The sequence below is a fragment of the Polynucleobacter necessarius genome (genome assembly GCF_900095185.1).
GTDB lineage: Bacteria > Pseudomonadota > Gammaproteobacteria > Burkholderiales > Burkholderiaceae > Polynucleobacter.
Window position 1 is genome coordinate 1,567,154 of the sequence record NZ_LT606948.1, and the last position, 19,154, is coordinate 1,586,307.

Here is a 19,154-nt window from a genome sequence, read left to right on the forward strand (position 1 = left end):
CTAGATTCCTATTGTTAATTTAGGAGTAATAGTAGGGTTAACTTTTGGGCTTGCATCACCCAATCGCTTAGCCCAGTCAGCAGGGAGCCAACCTTTGATTAAACCAGTTGCCATATCAATGGCTGGTCTGGTGATTGCATTTTTCCAAGCCATACTCTGCGGAATCGGTGTGAGGGCAGCTAAAGTAGCAACCACAACCACCACCAAACCACCTCGCATTACCCCGAATATTAAACCTAAGAAACGGTCTGTCAAGCTTAGTCCAACTGATAGGATAATTTTTTGTACGACACCACCAAATAAACCACAGACAATCAGCGTCAGTACAAACAAAATGATGAAACTGACGCCTAGACTGAGTAGCTCATCCAAATGAAATGTTGAAAGCCATTCAGTAGAGAGATAATTACTGTAGTGATAGGCAACCCATGCAGCAACAAACCAGCTTGCCAATGCAAGCACCTCTTTCAAGAGACCGCGTGATATGCCAACGAATGCTGATACTAGGAGCACCACTAGGGTGAAATAATCCACCGATGTTAGCTTGAGGGTGGATAAGTAGTCCATTACTGCTTACCGGATTCGACGAGTCTTGGTAAAAGCCCCATCGCCTTAATTTTCTTTTCGGCAGCCTCTGCTGCATCTTTATCGGAGTATGGTCCTGCACGCAGAACATATAACTTCGCTCCATCTGTACCCGTTTTATTTAGTACGTAGTTTGGTATCTTTTGTTCTTTGAGTGTTGCGATCCAACCCTTAGTACGTTCTTCTGATGCGAACGCGCCAATCTGGATAACATACTTACCAGATCTATTTGCAGGGGCAGATTTTTGCGCATCATCTGCCTTTGGGCTTGCGGGAGCAGCAACCACCTCTTCTCCAGCAGCTAGGCCCAAGGCGCCAGATTTATTAACAGTCGGTGTTGTTGGTTTGGATTCAATCTTTATTTCAGGCTTGGTCTCAGCCTTCGAGTCCACCTTTGCTTCAGGAACCACAGCAACTTTTGGCACTTCTTTAGCAGGCTCTGTTACCACTTCGGCTTTAGGCTTTTCCTCAGGCCTTGCTTCGGACCCAGGGATGGGTAGGCTGGTGACAATATTCACTGCAATATCGTTTGGTGAAGACTTTGGCTTGCTATCCAAAATACGCGGCAGACCAACTACGGCAATCAGGACTAAAGCAGCAGCACCGATTAGGCGATGACGAGCTCTTTGTTGTTCAGGATCTTCAGTGAGGGCAAGCTCCTCAGCCTCAGCTGCGCGCTGAAAACTCCGTGGAGCTGCTCGATTGGCGGTATAAGCTCCCCTTCTTAAACCTAGATCAAGGTCATCAGACTGGGTTTTGCGCTTAAAAAAGCTTGGTAAACGAATCATGGATCAATGAACCTGGTTGTTTCGGTAAGTCATTACGCCTGCAACTGTATAAAAGGATCCGAAGGTCACAATTCTATCACCCTCACCCGCCTGAGATAGCGCTTTTTGATAGGCTAATGCAGGATTTTCAAAGATTTCAATACCTCCATCAGCCCCATTTTTCGGCTTCACACCCATCACCTCAAGCTTCTCAGCCAAGGCCTTTCCTGTGGCAGCCCTAGGAGTCGGTAAATCAGCACAAAACCAAAAGTCCACAATGTCGAGGAGGGGTTTAATAACGCCTTCAATGTCTTTGTCAGCCATAGCGCCAAAAATCGCATAGGTATACGGGTAGTAACCCATCTGATCGAGCCTCTGAGCCAAAGTGGCTGCGGCATGGGGATTGTGGGCAACATCCAAGACAACTGTAGGCTGGCCAGGGAGAACTTGAAAACGGCCGGGCAATTCTACCAAAGCAAAGCCATTGCGAATATCTTGAGCGCTCACAGGTAGGCGTTGATGAAGCGCCATTAAGGCCGCTACAGCTGCAGAAGCATTCAATATTTGATTAGCACCTCGCAGCGCAGGATAGTCTAGACCACTAAAACGCTTATTGCGGCCTGCCCAGCCCCACTGTTGCTTGTCAACTTGAAAGTTGTAATCACGACCTTGTAACCAAAGATCGCAGCCTAGCTTTTCTGCATGATCAATTAAAGATTGTGGTGGCACAGGGTCGCCGCAAACTGCAATATGATCAGGACGGAAGATTCCAGCCTTCTCAAGGCCAATAGCCTCACGTGTTCCACCCAAGAAATCAGCATGATCAATATCGATACTGGTAACAATGGCGCAATCAGCATCAACAATATTGACAGCATCAAGACGCCCCCCCATACCTACTTCCAACACCACAGCATCCAAATTGGAGTTAGAAAATAAATGCATGATTGCTAAAGTGGTGAATTCAAAATAGGTTAAGGTCGGTGCATCAACCAAGCTGACTCGCGCTTTTTCTACAGCAGCGAAGTGTTCAAGCAAGATACCGTCTTTCACGTCTTCACCATTAATGCGAGCACGTTCATTAAATTTCAGTAAATGTGGCGAAGTATGACAACCCACTCGGTACCCAGAGGCCAGCAAAATACTCTCCAAGAAAGCGCAGGTGGATCCCTTGCCATTAGTACCAGCAACAGTGATTACGGGAGAATCAAAATGGAGATTTAAAGCCGCCTTCACGCGGTTGATACGCTCAAGCCCCATGTCAATTCCAACGGGGTGCGCAGTTTCGAGGTGGCTAAGCCACACCTCGAGGCTAGAAAATAGTATGGGGGCTTGATGTGCTAAGCTCAAGCGCTTAAACGGCTGCGCTACCCGCAATTGCAGGTTCAGGAAGCTTTTGCAACAAAGCAAGCAGACGAGCGATTTCGCCACGCATCCGACGACGGTCGACAATCATGTCAATACCGCCCTTTTGCATCAAGAACTCTGAGCGCTGAAATCCCCCTGGCAATTTCTCACGCACTGTTTGCTCAATCACGCGCGGGCCAGCAAAACCAATCAATGCTTTTGGTTCAGCCATCACCACATCGCCCATGAAGGCAAAACTAGCGGAGATGCCGCCCATGGTTGGGTCGGTCAATACGCTGATATAGGGCAAGCCTTTTTTGGCTAACAGAGTCAACATAGAGTTAGTCTTAGCCATCTGAAATAGCGAGAGCAAACTCTCTTGCATACGGGCACCACCCGTAGCAGTAACGCAGATATAAGCACAGTGCTTATCAATCGCTTCTTGTACGCCGCGAGCAAAGCGCTCACCCACTACGGAACCCATTGAGCCGCCCATGTATTGAAATTCAAAACAGGCAGCAACTACTGAAATCGTTTCAATCTTGCCACCCATGACAATTAAGGCTTCAGACTCACCAGAAGCATCGTTGGCCTCCTTAATACGAGCAGGGTATTTTTTTAAGTCTTTAAACTTTAAGGGATCGGTTGGATAGATGTCAGCACCAATTTCATAGCGACCTTTTTCATCTAATAAACTGTCTAAACGCTGACGCGCACCTATACGCATGTGATGGTTGCACTTAGGACAAACCGATAAGTTCGCTTCAATATCAGTACTGTAGAGAACAGTTTCGCAACCTGGGCATTTAACCCACAATCCCTCAGGAACCGACTTGCGATTCGCAGGATCAGTGTGTTGAATTTGGGGTGGGAGTAATTTATCTATCCAGCTCATTAGTTTTAACTATCCAATGCGTCACGAATCTCACGAATGAAGGTTTCAAGCGATTGTACCGCTTGGTCAGGGAGTGCATCCTCCAAAAGACGAAGAATTCGACTGCCAATCACGACAGCATCAGCACTGGCAGATACAGCCTTGGCACTGGCTGCATCGCTGATTCCGAAGCCAACAGCAATTGGAATATCAGTTTCTTCGCGAATTTTAGGGATGATGCTAGCTACATCCTGGGTATTAAGATGGGATGCGCCAGTCACTCCACGCATAGAAACATAGTAGATATAAGCAGAAGCTATTTTGGCTGCCTCCTTAATACGATTATGGGAAGAAGTTGGTGCCAATAAGAAAATCGCGTCAATTCCAGCAACCCGCATACGAGCAGCAAAATCTTCACATTCTTCAGGAGGATAATCGACTACTAAAACACCATCAACCCCTGCTGCTTTTGCATCATTTGCGAAGCGCTCTGTTCCCATTTGCTCTACGGGATTTGCATAACCCATCAGCACGACCGGAGTGGTGGCGTCTTGCTTGCGAAACTCTTTTACCATCTCTAAGCAACTGTGCAGAGTAACTCCTTGAGTTAAAGCACGTTCAGAGGATCTTTGAATCACTGGGCCATCAGCCATTGGATCTGAGAATGGCACCCCTAATTCGATAATACTAGCACCACCACGAACTAATGCATGCATCAATTCAACAGTTTGCTTTGGCTCAGGATCGCCAGCAGTAATAAACGGAATTAATCCCTTTTTACCTGAAGCTTTTAACTCCTTAAAGAGTGCGGTGATTTTTGACATAAATGTTTATTTCTGATCTTATTTTTTATTATTCATTTCGCTCTTGCGATTGACTTAACCTTCAGAGCCAGTGGCCTGAGCGACGGTATGCATATCTTTATCGCCACGACCCGAGAGATTAACTAAGATTGTTTTGTCTTTTGGCAAGATCTTTGCTAGCTTGCAGGCGTAAGCAATTGCATGCGACGACTCAAGCGCAGGAATGATGCCCTCAATCCGACAGCAATCATGAAACGCTTGCAACGCTTCCTCGTCAGTAATTGCAACATAGTCTGCACGGCCGGAATCTTTTAACCAGGCGTGCTCAGGGCCCACTCCTGGATAGTCCATGCCTGCAGAGACAGAATGGGTGTCGGAGATTTGACCATTTTCATCTTGAAGCAAATAAGTACGGTTGCCGTGAAGCACACCAGGTTTACCCACGCAAAGCGCAGCAGAATGCAATCCACTACCAAGACCATGCCCTGCAGCTTCAACACCAACCAATTTCACTTCTGGAGTATCAATGTAAGGATAAAAAATCCCCATCGCGTTTGAGCCACCACCAACACACGCTAAAACAAAGTCCGGTTGACGACCGGTCAACTCTGGCATCTGTACTTTGCACTCTTCACCAATCACGCTTTGGAAGTCACGAACCATCATCGGATAAGGATGTGGACCTGCAACAGTACCAATAATGTAGAAAGTATTATCTACATTGGTTACCCAATCACGCATTGCTTCATTTAGCGCATCTTTTAAGGTTTTAGTACCAGACTCAACTGGAACAACTTTGGCGCCGAGCAACTTCATACGGAACACGTTTTGAGCTTGACGAGCAACGTCAACTGAACCTTGATAAACCATGCAATCTAAGCCAAAACGGGCACAAATCGTCGCAGTAGCAACGCCGTGCTGGCCAGCGCCAGTCTCAGCGATGATGCGAGGCTTACCCACACGCTTAGCCAACATTGCCTGGCCAATGACGTTGTTAATCTTGTGCGCGCCAGTATGATTTAAATCTTCACGCTTGAGATAAATCTGCGCACCACCCAACATCTCGCTCCAACGTTTAGCGTGATAAACCGGAGTTGGTCTACCAACAAAGTGTTTTAGTTCGTAATGAAACTCCTCGATGAATTCTGGGTCGTATTGATATTTAGCATAAGCTTCTTTCAGCTCATCCAACGCATACATCAATGTCTCTGAAACAAACACGCCACCATAGGGACCAAAGTGTCCTCGAGCATCTGGCTTTTCATACATAGCTACCTCTTTTGATTTGATTACAGCAAATTATTGGGATGATGCTTTCGCATCCGCTGCGCGCACTGCTTGAATAAATTGAGTCATGAGCGCAGGATCTTTCACGCCCCTGCTACTTTCAACGCCGCTACTGACGTCAACCGCGCAAGGATGTAGACGAGCAATCGCCTCGCCCACGTTGTGCGTGTTCAACCCACCACTCAAAACGACCCGAGGCGCGTTTTCGCTTCCCCATGTCTGTGGTGGAATTCCTTGCCAATCAAACGGAACGCCTCCGCCACCATAACCCTCAACGAGGGCATCCAGCAGAAAAGCGTTTGCATCCCTATATTGTATGGAAAATTCATCAAAAGCGAATCCTTCGCCCACACGGGCAGCCTTCACCCAGAGCTGCTCGCCTGCTGCAAGCTCTGCACAGCGCTCTGGGGTCTCATCCCCATGAAATTGCCATAAAGTGATCGATGCTGCAGCGCGTATGGCTGCAAATTGCTCATCGGAAGCGTTCACTACTAATCCAACCGCATCCACCCCTGCTGGGAGCCTAGAAATGAGCTGGGCAGCGATATTGGGGGTGACAGCCCTCACACTGGGTGGGTAAAAGACAAAGCCGACTGCATCAACGCCTGCAGCAACTGCTGCATCTATGTCGGCCGAGGTCCTTAAACCACAGATTTTGACCCGCGTTCGTCCAGGAGAGTATGTCAGTAAGCCCATAGATTAATGATAAGGTCTTGGGGGCTTTTATTTCTTTTGCTTACCGATAAGCTCGTCTGGTAGCCAAGAGTTATCCAGCCAAGGCTGTGGAATAGCAAATTCTTCGGGATAGCTGATTTTGGTCAAATAGAGGCCATCAGCCATAAAAGTGGGTGCGGCAATTTGTCGATTTTGGGCAGCCAATACTTCCGCCATCCATTCAGGCTGTTGCTTTCCATGGCCGATCTGCAAAAAACAACCGATGATATTGCGGATCATGTGCTGTAAAAAGGCATTCCCCCGTATTCTGAAATATAGCCAGGGCTGTTGCGAAATGATTTCAATCGAATAAATCGTTTTAATCGGCGTCTTACTTTGACATTCCGAGGATCTAAATGAACTGAAATCGTGTTCGCCAATTAAGTATTTAGCAGACTGCTTCATGGCCTCAACATTGAGCCACAGATTTGGCGGCAACATGAAATAACCCGCACGCGAGTGAGACATCGGCGAACGACAAGGCCCTGCTTGAAGTGCATAAATATATTCACGCTCATATACAGAAAAGCGTGCACTAAATTCTTCAGGAACTGGCTTTGCCCAATTCACGACTATGGATGGAGGCAAAAATGAATTCACCCCCCTTACCCATGAAAAATCCTCTCGCTCAACTTTGGTATCAAAGTGAACCACCTGCCCTAAGGCATGTACACCCGCATCCGTTCTGCCCGCGCTAATCGTATGTATTGGGAGCTGTGCAGTCGCCTGTTTTCCGACAAAAGCAGCAATCGCACTCTCAAGCTCATTCTGTACTGTTTTGTGATTAACTTGTGTTTGCCAGCCACAGTAGGGACTTCCGTCATATTGAAGGCCAAAGGCAATGCGCATGATTTAAGTATTGCGATGCGAGATTTCTGCCAACAAACCCTGTGCTTCAATAGTAATTTCTGGATCAACAGAGTTGCTAATACGCAGCACTTCTTCAATTGATTTTTTAGCAGCAGAAAAATCTTCGATGGTGATATAGGCACGAGCCAAATTGACCTTGACTCGCAAGGTATCTGCTAAAGGGTTTACCGCGGGTGCAATTATTGGCGGTAAAGATACTTTCGCAGGCTGTGAAAGATCAAGATCAATACCCTCTAACAACGCTTTAGCGCGCTCCGGCATTTCATAATGCGAGCCTGCTATAGGCTTCTCTGCACGATCATTATTTTTAGCGATAGATTCTGTTGATGCCGCAAAAGTTGGTATTTGACTACGGCGGGCGTTGCGCGCTAATCCCCAGAGCAAAAGACCTGTTAAAGCAATCAAACTTATCACCAAGATAGCTGGTCCAAAACCGCCTAAACCAAAGTTGTCCTGTATTGCTTTTTTCTCTTTTGACTTATCTAAGAGTTTTGGTAAATCAGCGATATTCTTTTCTAATTCAGCAACACGCGCCTTGGTTTGGTCAAGCATTTTTTCCTGCGCAACAAGCTCCTCCGTGTAGCGACGTTCTTGCTCATTGCCCTTAGCACTTGAACCGATCTTTAATCGGTCCTTGAGTGATGCCTCTGTTGTTTTAGAATTATTAGATTTAGAAGAGTCTACAGAACTACCTCTCTCACCATGCTCTTGGAGCCACTGTTTATTGGCTTCGGCAACAAACTGGTTTGCTTCTGCAGGACTAATGGAACGTAGTAGGGCTTGACTGGGTTTCGTTAACTCAGCGCCAGCAGCTAGGCGATTAATACTTCCGCTTGCAAAAGCATCTGGATTGGCTTTGTACAAAGCCATCATCGTTTGATTGAAAGTTGCGCTATCTAGCTGAGACGCCATGATGGCAACAATTTCAGACACAGACTGGCCTGGTTTAACGATAATTTTCTGAACATCTCCCAATAATAAGGTGAATGTCTTGGTGAGACTACCGCTAGACCAATTCAGATTAACCAATACATCCAAGAAGGGATCATCAGTAATCGGGACAGAATTCACTGTTTCTACTAATGCCATTAATTGCTCTTGGCGATTGCGATACACCATTACCTGTGGATTAAAATCCAATATTTTGTGTGAGATCCCCAAACGTTCATAGGAAGCTTGACTGGGCATAGCTACATGCAAGCTACCTAAAGCATTCTGCTCATCGACTCCAATACGAATCGGAATCTCCACTCGGAGTGGCTCACCAGGACGAGACTGTAACTGCGGAGTGCCTAAGGAAATAGCCCCAGCTAGGGCAGACCAGCTAAGAAGCGCAAAGCTCAATAGCTTTAAAAATCCCAGCTGGCTTATGCGATACATAAAAGCAGAATTACTTCTCAAGCAAAATTCGAAGCATGCGGCGCAAAGGCTCTGCGGCACCCCATAACAACTGGTCGCCAACTGTAAATGCACCCAAGTACTCTGGACCCATTGCTAACTTATGCAACCGACCGATAGACACTGTCAAAGTACCACTCACAGCCGCAGGAGATAAGTCGCGCTCGGTAGTCTCACGATCATTTGGCACAACCTTAACCCACTGATTGTCAGCAGCCAAAATTGCCTCGATGTCTTGAAGAAGAACATCCTTTTTCAGCTTCACTGTCAAACCTTGTGAATGACAACGCATTGCGCCTACGCGCACACATAAGCCGTCGACTGGAATGCTACCAGGCGTGCGAAAAGCAGGACGACCCAAAATCTTATTAAACTCAGCGCCACCCTTCCACTCTTCCTTTGTTTGACCGTTATCAACGGGTACATCGATCCATGGAATCAAGCTACCTGCCAAAGCAATGTTACGGAAATTTTTCTTTGGAAAATCAGACGAGCGTAAAGTCTCGGTCACTTTACGGTCGATCTCCAAAATCCAGGAAGTTGGATCAGCTAATTCAGCCGCAACGCTATCACGCAAAGAACCCATCTGTAGTAATAACTCACGCATATTTTGGGCGCCAGCGCCAGAGGCTGCTTGGTAAGTCATAGCGCTAATCCACTCAACCATGTCCGCCTTAACCAAACCGCCCATCGCAATCATCATTAAGCTAACAGCACAGTTGGCGCCGATCCAATTCTTGCCGCCTGAAGCTAATGCCTTCTCAATCACAGGACGATTAACTGGATCCAGTATCAAGACGGCATCATCTTTCATACGTAATGCACTAGCTGCATCTATCCAATGACCATTCCAGCCGGCAGCGCGCGACTTAGGGAAAATATCGTTGGTGTAATCACCACCTTGGCAGGTGATGATGATGTCGCAGCGTGAAAGTGCTTTTATGTCATTAGCATCCTGCAAGGAACTTGCACTTTTAGTGACTTTTTGTCCATTTAGTAAGGGCACTTCTCCACCAGCTTGACTGGTACTAAAAAATACTGGCTCAATCAGATCAAAATCTTTTTCGGCCAACATTCTCTCCATGAGAACGCTGCCAACCATACCGCGCCAGCCAACTAAACCAACCAAAGATGTTTTTGAATTTGCCATGATATTTAACTATGCAGTAAATATGTTTGTTTTATGCAAGCGATGCCACAACTGCATCACCCATTTCTACCGTAGAGACTTTTGTCGTGCCTTCGGTATAAATATCAGCTGTACGCAAACCCTGTGCCAATACATTCTGCACTGCTTTTTCAATACGATCTGCTTCTGCAGGCATTCCCAAGGAATAACGCAACATCATTGCTGCAGACAATATGGTTGCTAGTGGATTGGCAATACCTTCTCCAGCAATATCCGGTGCAGAGCCATGACTGGGCTCATAAAGACCTTTGTTATTTTTATCTAAAGATGCTGATGGCAGCATACCGATGGAGCCAGTCAACATCGCCGCCTCATCAGACAAGATATCGCCAAACAGATTACCAGTCACTACAACATCAAATGCCTTAGGCGCTTTTACTAATTGCATCGCGGCGTTATCCACATACATATGTGATAACTCAACATCCGGATAATCTTGAGAAACACGAATCATGACTTCGCGCCAGAGCTGTGAAGTCTCCAAAACGTTCGCTTTATCTACGCTGCAGACTTTTTTACCGCGCTTGCGTGCTGCTTCAAAAGCTACACACCCAATGCGTTCAACTTCAGGCTCGCTGTAATGCATGGTGTCATAACCCTCGCGCGCACCTTTAAATAATGGTAATTCCGAAGTGCGCATGCCACGAGGCTGACCAAAATAAATATCGCCATTGAGCTCACGCACAATCAAAATATCCAAGCCATCAATGATTTCAGGCTTTAAGCTCGATGCAGCAGTTAACTCTGAATAGCATATTGCTGGTCTAAAGTTTACAAACAGCTCGAGGTGCTTACGCAAACCAAGAATGGCTTGCTCAGGACGCAGTTCGCGAGCAAGTGAGTCGTACTTCCAGTCACCCACAGCACCGAATAAAATGGCATCTGCTTTTTTAGCAAGTTCTAATGTTGCTGGTGGCAATGGATGTCCCGCGATATCGTAAGCAGCAACCCCCACCGGGGCCTCCTCTAAATCAAATTTAGGGCCCAGGGCTTGAAGTACTCGAACAGCTTGAGCAACGATTTCCGGGCCGATCCCATCACCCGGGAGGACTGCAATTTTCATGAAAGGCCTTTAAATCAACAAAATTACGGCAATTGTGTCGCAAGCCAAGGCATTTTGAGAATGCGCTCGGCTTCATAAGCCTTAATTTTATCTGCATGTTGCAGAGTTAAGCCAATATCGTCTAAACCGTTCAAAAGGCAATATTTTCTAAACGGCGCCACCTCGAAGCTATATGAGGTGCCATCTGGGGTAATGACCTGCTGAGCCTCCAGCTCAATCGTGAGCTGATAACCATTAAAGGCCATCGTTTCATTAAATAGGTGATCTACCTGCATTTCAGTCAATACGATTGGTAACAGACCGTTCTTAAAGCAGTTATTAAAGAAGATATCCGCAAAACTTGGGGCAATGATCGCTCTAAAGCCGTATTGATCGAGTGCCCAAGGAGCATGCTCACGAGAGCTACCGCAACCAAAGTTTTTACGAGCTAGCAAAATGCCAGCACCCTGATAACGTGATTGATTGAGAACAAAGTCAGGATTCGCTGGGCGAGTACTGCAGTCTTTACCTGGCTCACCACGATCTAAATAACGCCACTCATCAAAAAGATTTTGGCCAAAGCCAGTCTTCTTAATCGATTTTAAAAACTGCTTTGGAATAAGCGCATCGGTATCCACGTTCTCGCGATTCAGCGGAGCAACTAAACCTTTGTATACCGTAAATTTTTCCATGATTCTGACTTTAGCTTTCATAGATTACTGTACCGGGATAACAACCACATCCTTACCCTTGGTTTGCGACTGATTGTTTTGCTGGGTTGTATTAGATCCACCCATTGATGTACCAAGATTTTGCCAAGCCTTTCCCATGCCTTCCATTGTGCTACTGCAGGCAGAAATAACTAAACCAGTAATTCCAACAATTACTAATCGAGCAATGAGTGATGAAGAAGAAAATTTCATGATGCTTTACCTTTATGAAATCTTACGAACATCAACAAAGTGTCCTTCAATCGCAGCAGCAGCAGCCATTGCTGGACTCACTAAGTGAGTACGACCGCCATTTCCTTGGCGACCTTCAAAATTACGATTTGAAGTAGAGGCGCAGCGCTCTCCTGGCTCCAAACGATCAGCATTCATCGCCAAACACATAGAGCAACCTGGTTCGCGCCATTCAAAACCAGCGACCTTAAAAATACGATCCAAGCCTTCACGCTCTGCTTGAGCCTTTACTAAACCAGAGCCCGGTACTACGAGAGCCAACTTCACATTGGCAGCTACTTTTTTTCCGAGACGGTCGACAACTTTGGCAGCAGCACGAATATCTTCAATGCGGCTATTTGTACAAGAGCCAATAAATACTTTATCCACAGAGATGCTGCTGATAGGGGTATTGGGGCTCAAATTCATATACTGCAACGCACGCTCCATGGCTGAGCGCTTGTTTGGATCGCGTTCTTTGTCTGGATCAGGAACGCGCTCGCTGATTGCTAGCACCATTTCTGGTGATGTACCCCAAGTTACCTGCGGCGCAATTTCCTCTGCGCATAATTTCACCACAGCATCAAATTTTGCATCTGGGTCAGAATGTAAGGCCCTCCAATATTGCAACGCTTGTAACATTGCAGCGCCTTTAGGCGTATATGGGCGACCTTGAATATATTCAATAGTAGTTTCATCAACAGCTACCAAACCGGAACGGGCACCAGCCTCAATCGCCATATTACAAAGCGTCATGCGACCTTCCATCGAAAGGTTGCGAATCGCTTCGCCAGCAAACTCAATGGTGTAGCCGGTACCACCAGCAGTACCGACTTTGCCAATTACGGCAAGCACAATATCCTTAGCAGTAGAGCCCGGCTGCAGACGACCATCAACCGACACCAACATATTTTTACTCTTCTTCATCAGCAAAGTCTGGGTTGCGAGTACATGCTCTACTTCGGAAGTTCCGATCCCAAATGCCCAGGCACCAAAGGCGCCGTGTGTGCTGGTATGGGAATCACCACACACTACAGTCATGCCTGGCAAGGTAGCACCCTGCTCTGGTCCAATAACGTGAACAATACCCTGACGGGCATCATTCATTTTGTATTGTGTGATGCCAAATGCGTCACAATTTTGATCCAAGGTATCAACTTGCAACTTCGAGATAGGGTCAGAAATACCCTCTGATCGGTCGGTCGTTGGAACGTTGTGATCAGATACTGCCAAATTTGCAGAAATGCGCCAAACAGGACGGCCAGCTATATTGAGCCCTTCAAATGCTTGAGGGCTAGTTACCTCATGAAGCAACTGTCGATCAATATAAATCGTGGCTGTGCCATCCCCTTCAGAGTAAATAACGTGGTCATCCCACAATTTGTCATAAAGCGTACGAGACATGAGTGACCTTCAGAACCTTATTTACGAACTCTAATATTTAGAGCCTTACGCGTTGTTTCGCCAACGTATAACTGACGCGGACGACCAATCTTGTACTCAGGATCAGTGATCATTTCTTCCCACTGAGCAATCCACCCAACTGTTCTTGCCAAGGCAAAAATACAGGTAAACATTTCTGTTGGAATGCCAAGTGCACGCTGGACGATACCAGAGTAGAAATCGACGTTTGGATAAAGCTTACGACTAACGAAATACTCATCTTCTAGAGCAATTTTCTCGAGTGTCATCGCAAGCTTGAACAACGGATCGTCTTGGAGGCCAAGCTCTGCCAATACTTCGTGACAGGTTTCACGCATTAACTTCGCACGAGGGTCAAAGTTCTTGTAAACGCGATGACCGAAGCCCATCAAGCGAACACTGGAATTCTTATCTTTTACTTGAGCGATGAACTCGCCAATCTTATCAACTCCGCCTTGAGCCTGAATCTCATTCAACATCTCTAAGCAAGCTTCATTTGCACCTCCGTGGGCAGGACCCCAGAGACATGCAATACCGGCAGAAATTGCAGCAAACGGATTTGTGCCAGAAGAGCCGCATAAGCGTACTGTTGAAGTCGATGCATTTTGTTCGTGGTCTGCATGCAGAATAAAGATGCGATCTAAGGCACGAACCAACACTGGATTGACTTTATATGACTCACATGGTGTTGCAAACATCATGCGCATAAAGTTAGCAGTGTAGGACAAGGAATTATCTGGGTAAATAAAGGGTTGGCCGACAGAATACTTGTAGGACATCGCAACTAAAGTCGGCATTTTCGCGATCAAACGAATCTGTGCCACCTCGCGTGCATGCGGGTCGCTGTAATCGATTTCATCATGATAGAACGCAGTCATTGCACCAACCAAACCAGTCAATACAGACATTGGATGAGCATCACGACGGAAGCCGCGCAAGAAGAATTGCATTTGCTCATGAACCATGGTGTGATGCATCACCATTTCATCGAAATCTTTCTTCTCTTTAGCGTTTGGCAATTCTCCATTAATCAGGAGGTAACAAACTTCCAAGAAATCACAATTGTTTGCTAAATCTTCAATGGGGTAACCGCGGTAGAGCAACTCACCCTTATCACCGTCGATATAAGTAATTTTGCTGTTGCAAGACGCAGTAGACAGAAAGCCTGAATCGTAAGTGAACTTACCAGTCTGACCATAAAGCTTACGAATGTCGATTACGTCAGGACCAACTGTCCCTTTGTAAATTGGCAGATCAATATCTGGTGTGCCATCCGAAAACGAGAGTTTTGCCTTGATGTCCGATTCAATCATTTCTAATCCTTAGTCATTCAAAATTATGATTAATACACTATTCGTTTTTACTTCTCTGAAGCAACTACACCAAAACACTGAATTACTTCGCTCTCAGCTTTTGTAAAACCGTCTTGAAGGAGACTGTTTGCATCTCTTTCTCCAAGCTTGCCACAAAATCCTTACGGCCAATCAGTAAATCCATTAAATCATTGTCATCCAAAGCCAACAATAGACTTAATACTTTTCCATCCTCTAGGCTCAACTGAGCGCTATAACGCTCAAAAAACCGTTGCAGAATTAGATCGTTCTCTAGCAAACCCCTTCGAGCATCACTCTTTAAGCGATATAACTCCGCATTACCGAGGGTCATACTGCTCTACGAACCATCAACTCCTTGATCTTGCCAATTGCCTTGGTTGGATTCAAGTGCTTAGGACACACGTCAACGCAATTCATGATGGTATGACAACGGAACAAGCGGTATGGATCCTCAAGATTGTCCAAGCGCTGCGCTGTTTCTTGATCGCGGCTATCCGCAACAAAACGATAGGCTTGCAACAAGCCAGCAGGGCCAACAAACTTGTCTGGATTCCACCAGAATGATGGGCAAGAAGTAGAGCATGCGGCACACAAGATGCACTCATACAAGCCATTTAACTCTTCACGCTCTTCAGGACTCTGAAGACGCTCTTTTTCAGGGGCTGGAGTCTCATTAACCAAGTAAGGCTTAATCGACAAATATTGCTTAAAGAAGAGTGTCATATCCACAATCAAGTCGCGGACAACAGGCAAACCTGGCAATGGACGCAATGTAATGACTTTTGGCAAAGTCAACATATTGATTAAACAAGCCAAGCCATTTTTACCGTTGATGTTCATTGCATCTGAACCACACACACCCTCGCGGCATGAGCGACGATACGAAATCGTTTCATCTTGCCGCTTCAAAGAAATCAAAGCATCTAACAACATACACTCACCCGTGAGCTCTAACTCATAACGTTGCATGCGCGGGGCAGCATCGACATCTGGATCGTAGCGGTAAATTTCGAATATACGGATATCACTCATCTTCTATCTCTCTTGCTTAGAAAGTACGTTCTTTTGGAGGAACTGATTCAACGGTCAATGGTTTCAGTTGGACAGGTTTGTAGTCCAAACGATTGCCTTCGCTATACCAAAGAGTATGTTTCATCCAGTTGTCATCATCACGATGCGGGTGATCATCGTGCGAGTGAGCACCACGACTTTCTTTGCGAGCTGCAGCCGAGTACATCGTTGCGTTTGCAGTCTCAACTAAGTTAGCCACTTCTAAGGCTTCAATACGGGCCGTATTGAAAATCTCAGACTTATCTTTAACCCATAAGTGCTTGGCGCGCTCTGTCAATTTAGCCATTTGACGAACCCCTTCGTCCATCAACTCTTGATTGCGGAATACACCAGCATATTTCTGCATGCACTTACGAATGTCATTGGCAACGTCTTGCGCGTACTCACCAGAAGTGGAGTTATCCAACTTCGCAATACGCTCCAATGTTTGTTCACCAGCATTCGCAGGCAATGGCTTGAATTCACGATTCTTCAGATCAAGACTAACGATGTGGTTACCCGCCGCACGACCAAACACTAAGAGATCGAGCAATGAATTAGTACCCAAACGGTTTGCACCATGAACAGAAACGCATGAGCACTCACCAATTGCATACAAGCCATTAATGACCTCGTTATGTTTGCCATTAGCTGGCACAACCACTTGAGCATTGATATTGGTTGGGATGCCACCCATCTGATAGTGAATGGTTGGTACTGCTGGAATTGGCTCTTTGGTCACATCAACGTTCGCAAAGTTAATGCCGATTTCATAAACCGAAGGCAAACGTTTCATGATGGTGTCGGCGCCGATGTGAGTCAAATCGAGTACCACATAGTCACCATTGGGACCACAACCACGCCCTTCTTTAATTTCTTGGTCCATTGAGCGTGATACGAAGTCACGTGGCGCTAAATCTTTCAAAGTTGGCGCATAACGCTCCATGAAGCGCTCGCCATCCTTATTGCGCAAGATACCGCCCTCACCACGGCAACCTTCAGTTAACAAGACACCCGCGCCAGCTACACCAGTTGGGTGGAACTGCCAAAACTCCATGTCTTCTAATGGAATGCCTGCTCGAGCAGCTAAACCCATACCGTCACCGGTATTAATAAATGCATTAGTAGATGCATCCCAAATACGACCTGCACCGCCAGTTGCTAGGAGCACAATCTTGGCTTCTAAGATATAGACTTGACCTGTTTCCATTTCGAGAGCGGTTACACCAACTACATCGCCTTCCTCATCCTGAATGAGATCAAGAGCCAACCACTCAACAAAGAAATTAGTCTTGGCACGAACGTTGCGCTGATACAAAGTGTGCAACATCGCATGACCAGTTCGGTCTGCTGCAGCGCATGCGCGTTGAACAGGCTTCTCACCATAGTTCGCCGTATGACCGCCGAATGGACGCTGGTAAATCGTGCCATCGGGATTACGGTCAAACGGCATACCAAAGTGCTCTAACTCATAAACGACTTTTGGAGCTTCACGGCACATAAATTCGATCACGTCTTGGTCGCCCAACCAGTCTGCTCCTTTGACGGTGTCATAGAAGTGATAGTGCCAATTGTCTTCACTCATATTGCCCAATGAAGCACCTATACCCCCTTGCGCTGCAACAGTATGTGAACGCGTTGGGAATACCTTAGTCAAAACAGCAACATTCAAGCCGGCTTCAGCCAACTGCAATGATGCGCGCATACCTGAACCACCTGCTCCAATAATTACCGCGTCAAAACGGCGGCGTGGCAATGATTTTTTAATTGCAGTCATCGAATTACACTTTCCACAAAATTTGAATGGCGTAAGCCGCACATGCTGCGAGATACAAAACGGTCAACACTTGAAGTGTCAAACGAATGCTGACGGGCTTGATGTAATCCATCCAGATATCACGCACACCAATCCATGCGTGATAGAACAAGCTGAGGAAAGCCAAAAGAGTTAACAACTTCATAACTTGACCGCTAAACAAGCCTGACCAACCTTCATAGGTGGCGCTACCAGTGATGCAATAGTCAATCAACAAAACAATCGTAAATATCACCATCACGATTGCAGTAACACGTTGAATAATCCACTCTTTGAGGCCGTAATGAGCGCCTACAACTAAGCGTTTTGGTCCAATTTGATAAATAGGCATGAAATTTCCTTAGATGATGTGGCTGAGTACACGCCGAATAACTTAAGACCGACGACGGCAGTCAATGCCAAGCCAGTAAACAACACAAAAATAGCGGAACGATTTGCTTCAGACTTCTCGATACCGATTTCTAAATCAAGTAGGAGATAGCGCATACCGGCACAAAAGTGGTGCAAGAAACTCCAGATCAAACCAAGGCAAATAATCTTTACCAAAATATTGCTCATGAAGGCTTGGAATTTTTGATAGCTCAATTCAGAGGCAAGGCTCTGATCAAAGAGGTACAAGATAAAAGGCAGCAATAAAAATAACGCTGCCCCACTGATGCGGTGAAGAATCGACACCCTACCTGCCCAAGGAAGACGGTATTTAACCAATTGGGCCAGACCAATGTTTTTGTAAATCGGCCTATCTTTTTTTACATTTTGTTGTGCATCAACCATCGGTAATCTCTATCTTTCGGTGGAGTTTCTGTGTGACATATATTGTGTCGCAACTTATTCTATTGGAAACCATAGGGGTGGTGGGGATTTTTTAGTGTTTAAAGGAGGTTTTTACTGATTTCACTCACTGAAAACTTAGTGCAATTTATTCTCATAATGCCGCTCTGAAGTGTCGTATTTTGCGTGACGAATTTCTACTGGTTTATTCCCGTAGGTCAAGGCAACTCGCTCAACTGAAAGAAGTGGCGCACCCTGGGTCAGATGAAGATGCTTGGCTAGCACTTCATCGGCAACAACTGCCTTAATTTTTTCTTCAGCACACACCATATGGGTAGCGTATTGCTCTTCATAAAATGCATACATGGGTCCATGCCAAGCATTGAGTGCGTCTAGATTAAGACCTTTGAAACGTACGCCAGGCAAAAAAATCTCTTCAAAAACAATGGGTTTTCCAGCGAAACTCTGAACTCGATCAATATGAATCAGAGGATCACCTGCCTTTAATTTAAGCAATTGAGCAGTGTATGCAGTAGCCTTAATCTTTTCACAAGACAAAAATTGATTCGTCAGGTGGAATTTTTCTCCTATATCAGGAGCCAAGCGTAAAAACCGGTACTGCCACTCATCTTCTTGATGAGTGGCAACAAAAGTCCCCTTGCCTTGTCGACGCACCAATAGATTTTGCGCTGCTAGCTCATCAATTGCCTTACGAACCGTGCCCTGGCTGACCGCATAACGGGCAGCGAGCTCCATTTCGCTAGGAATAGCCTCCCCTGGAAGCCATTCTGAGGCTTGCAAACTAGCCAAAATCATCGCCTTAATCTGCTTGTACAGTGGGCTAAATGAGGCAACAGGCAAAGTTATATCAGGCAAACTCACTCCAAACCGCGTCAATTAGATAAAATTAGCTTTATTCTAGTCTTATATAAGACATCATTAAA

21 protein-coding genes are annotated in these 19,154 nt (G+C 46.0%); all 21 read right to left on the reverse strand.

Annotated elements, in window-relative coordinates:
- Entirely contained in the window at nt 1-567 is a 567-nt protein-coding gene (locus tag DXE31_RS09085; protein WP_114698531.1) for a CvpA family protein, read from the reverse strand.
- On the reverse strand, nt 567-1,373 hold the full coding sequence (locus DXE31_RS09090; RefSeq protein ID WP_114698532.1) for an SPOR domain-containing protein: 807 nt from the start codon (nt 1,371-1,373) through the stop codon (nt 567-569). Before DXE31_RS09090 ends, DXE31_RS09085 begins: the two co-directional genes overlap by 1 nt.
- Before the next feature lie 3 nt (nt 1,374-1,376).
- Nucleotides 1,377-2,702 carry a bifunctional tetrahydrofolate synthase/dihydrofolate synthase gene (gene folC, locus DXE31_RS09095; protein WP_174222262.1) on the reverse strand — a complete coding sequence of 442 codons (1,326 nt, stop codon included), beginning with the start codon at nt 2,700-2,702 and terminating at the stop codon, nt 1,377-1,379.
- A gap of 4 nt (nt 2,703-2,706) precedes the next feature.
- Nucleotides 2,707-3,594, reverse strand: coding sequence for an acetyl-CoA carboxylase, carboxyltransferase subunit beta (gene accD / locus DXE31_RS09100; protein ID WP_114698533.1), 888 nt, complete (start codon nt 3,592-3,594; stop codon nt 2,707-2,709).
- A 5-nt stretch (nt 3,595-3,599) separates the two neighbouring features.
- Nucleotides 3,600-4,397 carry a tryptophan synthase subunit alpha gene (gene trpA / locus DXE31_RS09105; RefSeq protein ID WP_114698534.1) on the reverse strand — a complete coding sequence of 266 codons (798 nt, stop codon included), beginning with the start codon at nt 4,395-4,397 and terminating at the stop codon, nt 3,600-3,602.
- A 54-nt stretch (nt 4,398-4,451) separates the two neighbouring features.
- Complete coding sequence (gene trpB / locus DXE31_RS09110) at nt 4,452-5,645, reverse strand: tryptophan synthase subunit beta (protein WP_114698535.1); 1,194 nt, start codon at nt 5,643-5,645, stop codon at nt 4,452-4,454.
- A gap of 30 nt (nt 5,646-5,675) precedes the next feature.
- The gene (locus DXE31_RS09115) at nt 5,676-6,359 is read right to left on the reverse strand and encodes a phosphoribosylanthranilate isomerase (RefSeq protein WP_114698536.1); all 684 of its coding nucleotides are present in this window, start codon (nt 6,357-6,359) and stop codon (nt 5,676-5,678) included.
- A 27-nt stretch (nt 6,360-6,386) separates the two neighbouring features.
- Entirely contained in the window at nt 6,387-7,226 is an 840-nt protein-coding gene (truA, locus tag DXE31_RS09120; RefSeq protein WP_114698537.1) for a tRNA pseudouridine(38-40) synthase TruA, read from the reverse strand.
- A gap of 3 nt (nt 7,227-7,229) precedes the next feature.
- Complete coding sequence (locus tag DXE31_RS09125; RefSeq protein WP_231969506.1) at nt 7,230-8,591, reverse strand: FimV/HubP family polar landmark protein; 1,362 nt, start codon at nt 8,589-8,591, stop codon at nt 7,230-7,232.
- A gap of 46 nt (nt 8,592-8,637) precedes the next feature.
- Entirely contained in the window at nt 8,638-9,795 is a 1,158-nt protein-coding gene (gene asd, locus DXE31_RS09130; protein ID WP_114698539.1) for an aspartate-semialdehyde dehydrogenase, read from the reverse strand.
- A 31-nt stretch (nt 9,796-9,826) separates the two neighbouring features.
- The gene (gene leuB, locus DXE31_RS09135) at nt 9,827-10,897 is read right to left on the reverse strand and encodes a 3-isopropylmalate dehydrogenase (RefSeq protein ID WP_114698540.1); all 1,071 of its coding nucleotides are present in this window, start codon (nt 10,895-10,897) and stop codon (nt 9,827-9,829) included.
- A 23-nt stretch (nt 10,898-10,920) separates the two neighbouring features.
- A complete protein-coding gene (gene leuD, locus DXE31_RS09140; protein ID WP_114698697.1) occupies nt 10,921-11,568 on the reverse strand; it encodes a 3-isopropylmalate dehydratase small subunit in 648 nt (215 codons plus the stop codon).
- A 24-nt stretch (nt 11,569-11,592) separates the two neighbouring features.
- Complete coding sequence (locus DXE31_RS09145; protein ID WP_114698541.1) at nt 11,593-11,799, reverse strand: hypothetical protein; 207 nt, start codon at nt 11,797-11,799, stop codon at nt 11,593-11,595.
- 12 nt (nt 11,800-11,811) lie between these two features.
- Entirely contained in the window at nt 11,812-13,221 is a 1,410-nt protein-coding gene (leuC, locus tag DXE31_RS09150; protein WP_114698542.1) for a 3-isopropylmalate dehydratase large subunit, read from the reverse strand.
- Nucleotides 13,222-13,238: 17 nt separating this feature from the next.
- Nucleotides 13,239-14,552 carry a citrate synthase gene (gene gltA, locus DXE31_RS09155; RefSeq protein ID WP_114698543.1) on the reverse strand — a complete coding sequence of 438 codons (1,314 nt, stop codon included), beginning with the start codon at nt 14,550-14,552 and terminating at the stop codon, nt 13,239-13,241.
- An 82-nt stretch (nt 14,553-14,634) separates the two neighbouring features.
- On the reverse strand, nt 14,635-14,904 hold the full coding sequence (locus tag DXE31_RS09160) for a succinate dehydrogenase assembly factor 2 (protein WP_114698544.1): 270 nt from the start codon (nt 14,902-14,904) through the stop codon (nt 14,635-14,637).
- A complete protein-coding gene (locus DXE31_RS09165) occupies nt 14,901-15,605 on the reverse strand; it encodes a succinate dehydrogenase iron-sulfur subunit (RefSeq protein WP_114698545.1) in 705 nt (234 codons plus the stop codon). The genes DXE31_RS09160 and DXE31_RS09165 overlap by 4 nt, the downstream gene beginning before the upstream one ends.
- Nucleotides 15,606-15,621: 16 nt before the next feature.
- Nucleotides 15,622-17,400, reverse strand: a complete 1,779-nt coding sequence (gene sdhA / locus DXE31_RS09170; RefSeq protein WP_114698546.1) for a succinate dehydrogenase flavoprotein subunit — start codon at nt 17,398-17,400, stop codon at nt 15,622-15,624.
- A 4-nt stretch (nt 17,401-17,404) separates the two neighbouring features.
- Complete coding sequence (sdhD, locus tag DXE31_RS09175; RefSeq protein WP_114698547.1) at nt 17,405-17,770, reverse strand: succinate dehydrogenase, hydrophobic membrane anchor protein; 366 nt, start codon at nt 17,768-17,770, stop codon at nt 17,405-17,407.
- Nucleotides 17,737-18,213: a succinate dehydrogenase, cytochrome b556 subunit gene (gene sdhC, locus DXE31_RS09180; RefSeq protein WP_114698548.1), complete on the reverse strand. Its 477-nt coding sequence runs from the start codon at nt 18,211-18,213 to the stop codon at nt 17,737-17,739. Before sdhC ends, sdhD begins: the two co-directional genes overlap by 34 nt.
- Nucleotides 18,214-18,348: 135 nt before the next feature.
- Nucleotides 18,349-19,092 (reverse strand): GntR family transcriptional regulator, encoded by a 744-nt coding sequence (locus DXE31_RS09185; RefSeq protein WP_415078013.1) that lies wholly within the window; start codon nt 19,090-19,092, stop codon nt 18,349-18,351.
- Nucleotides 19,093-19,154: the final 62 nt, after the last annotated feature.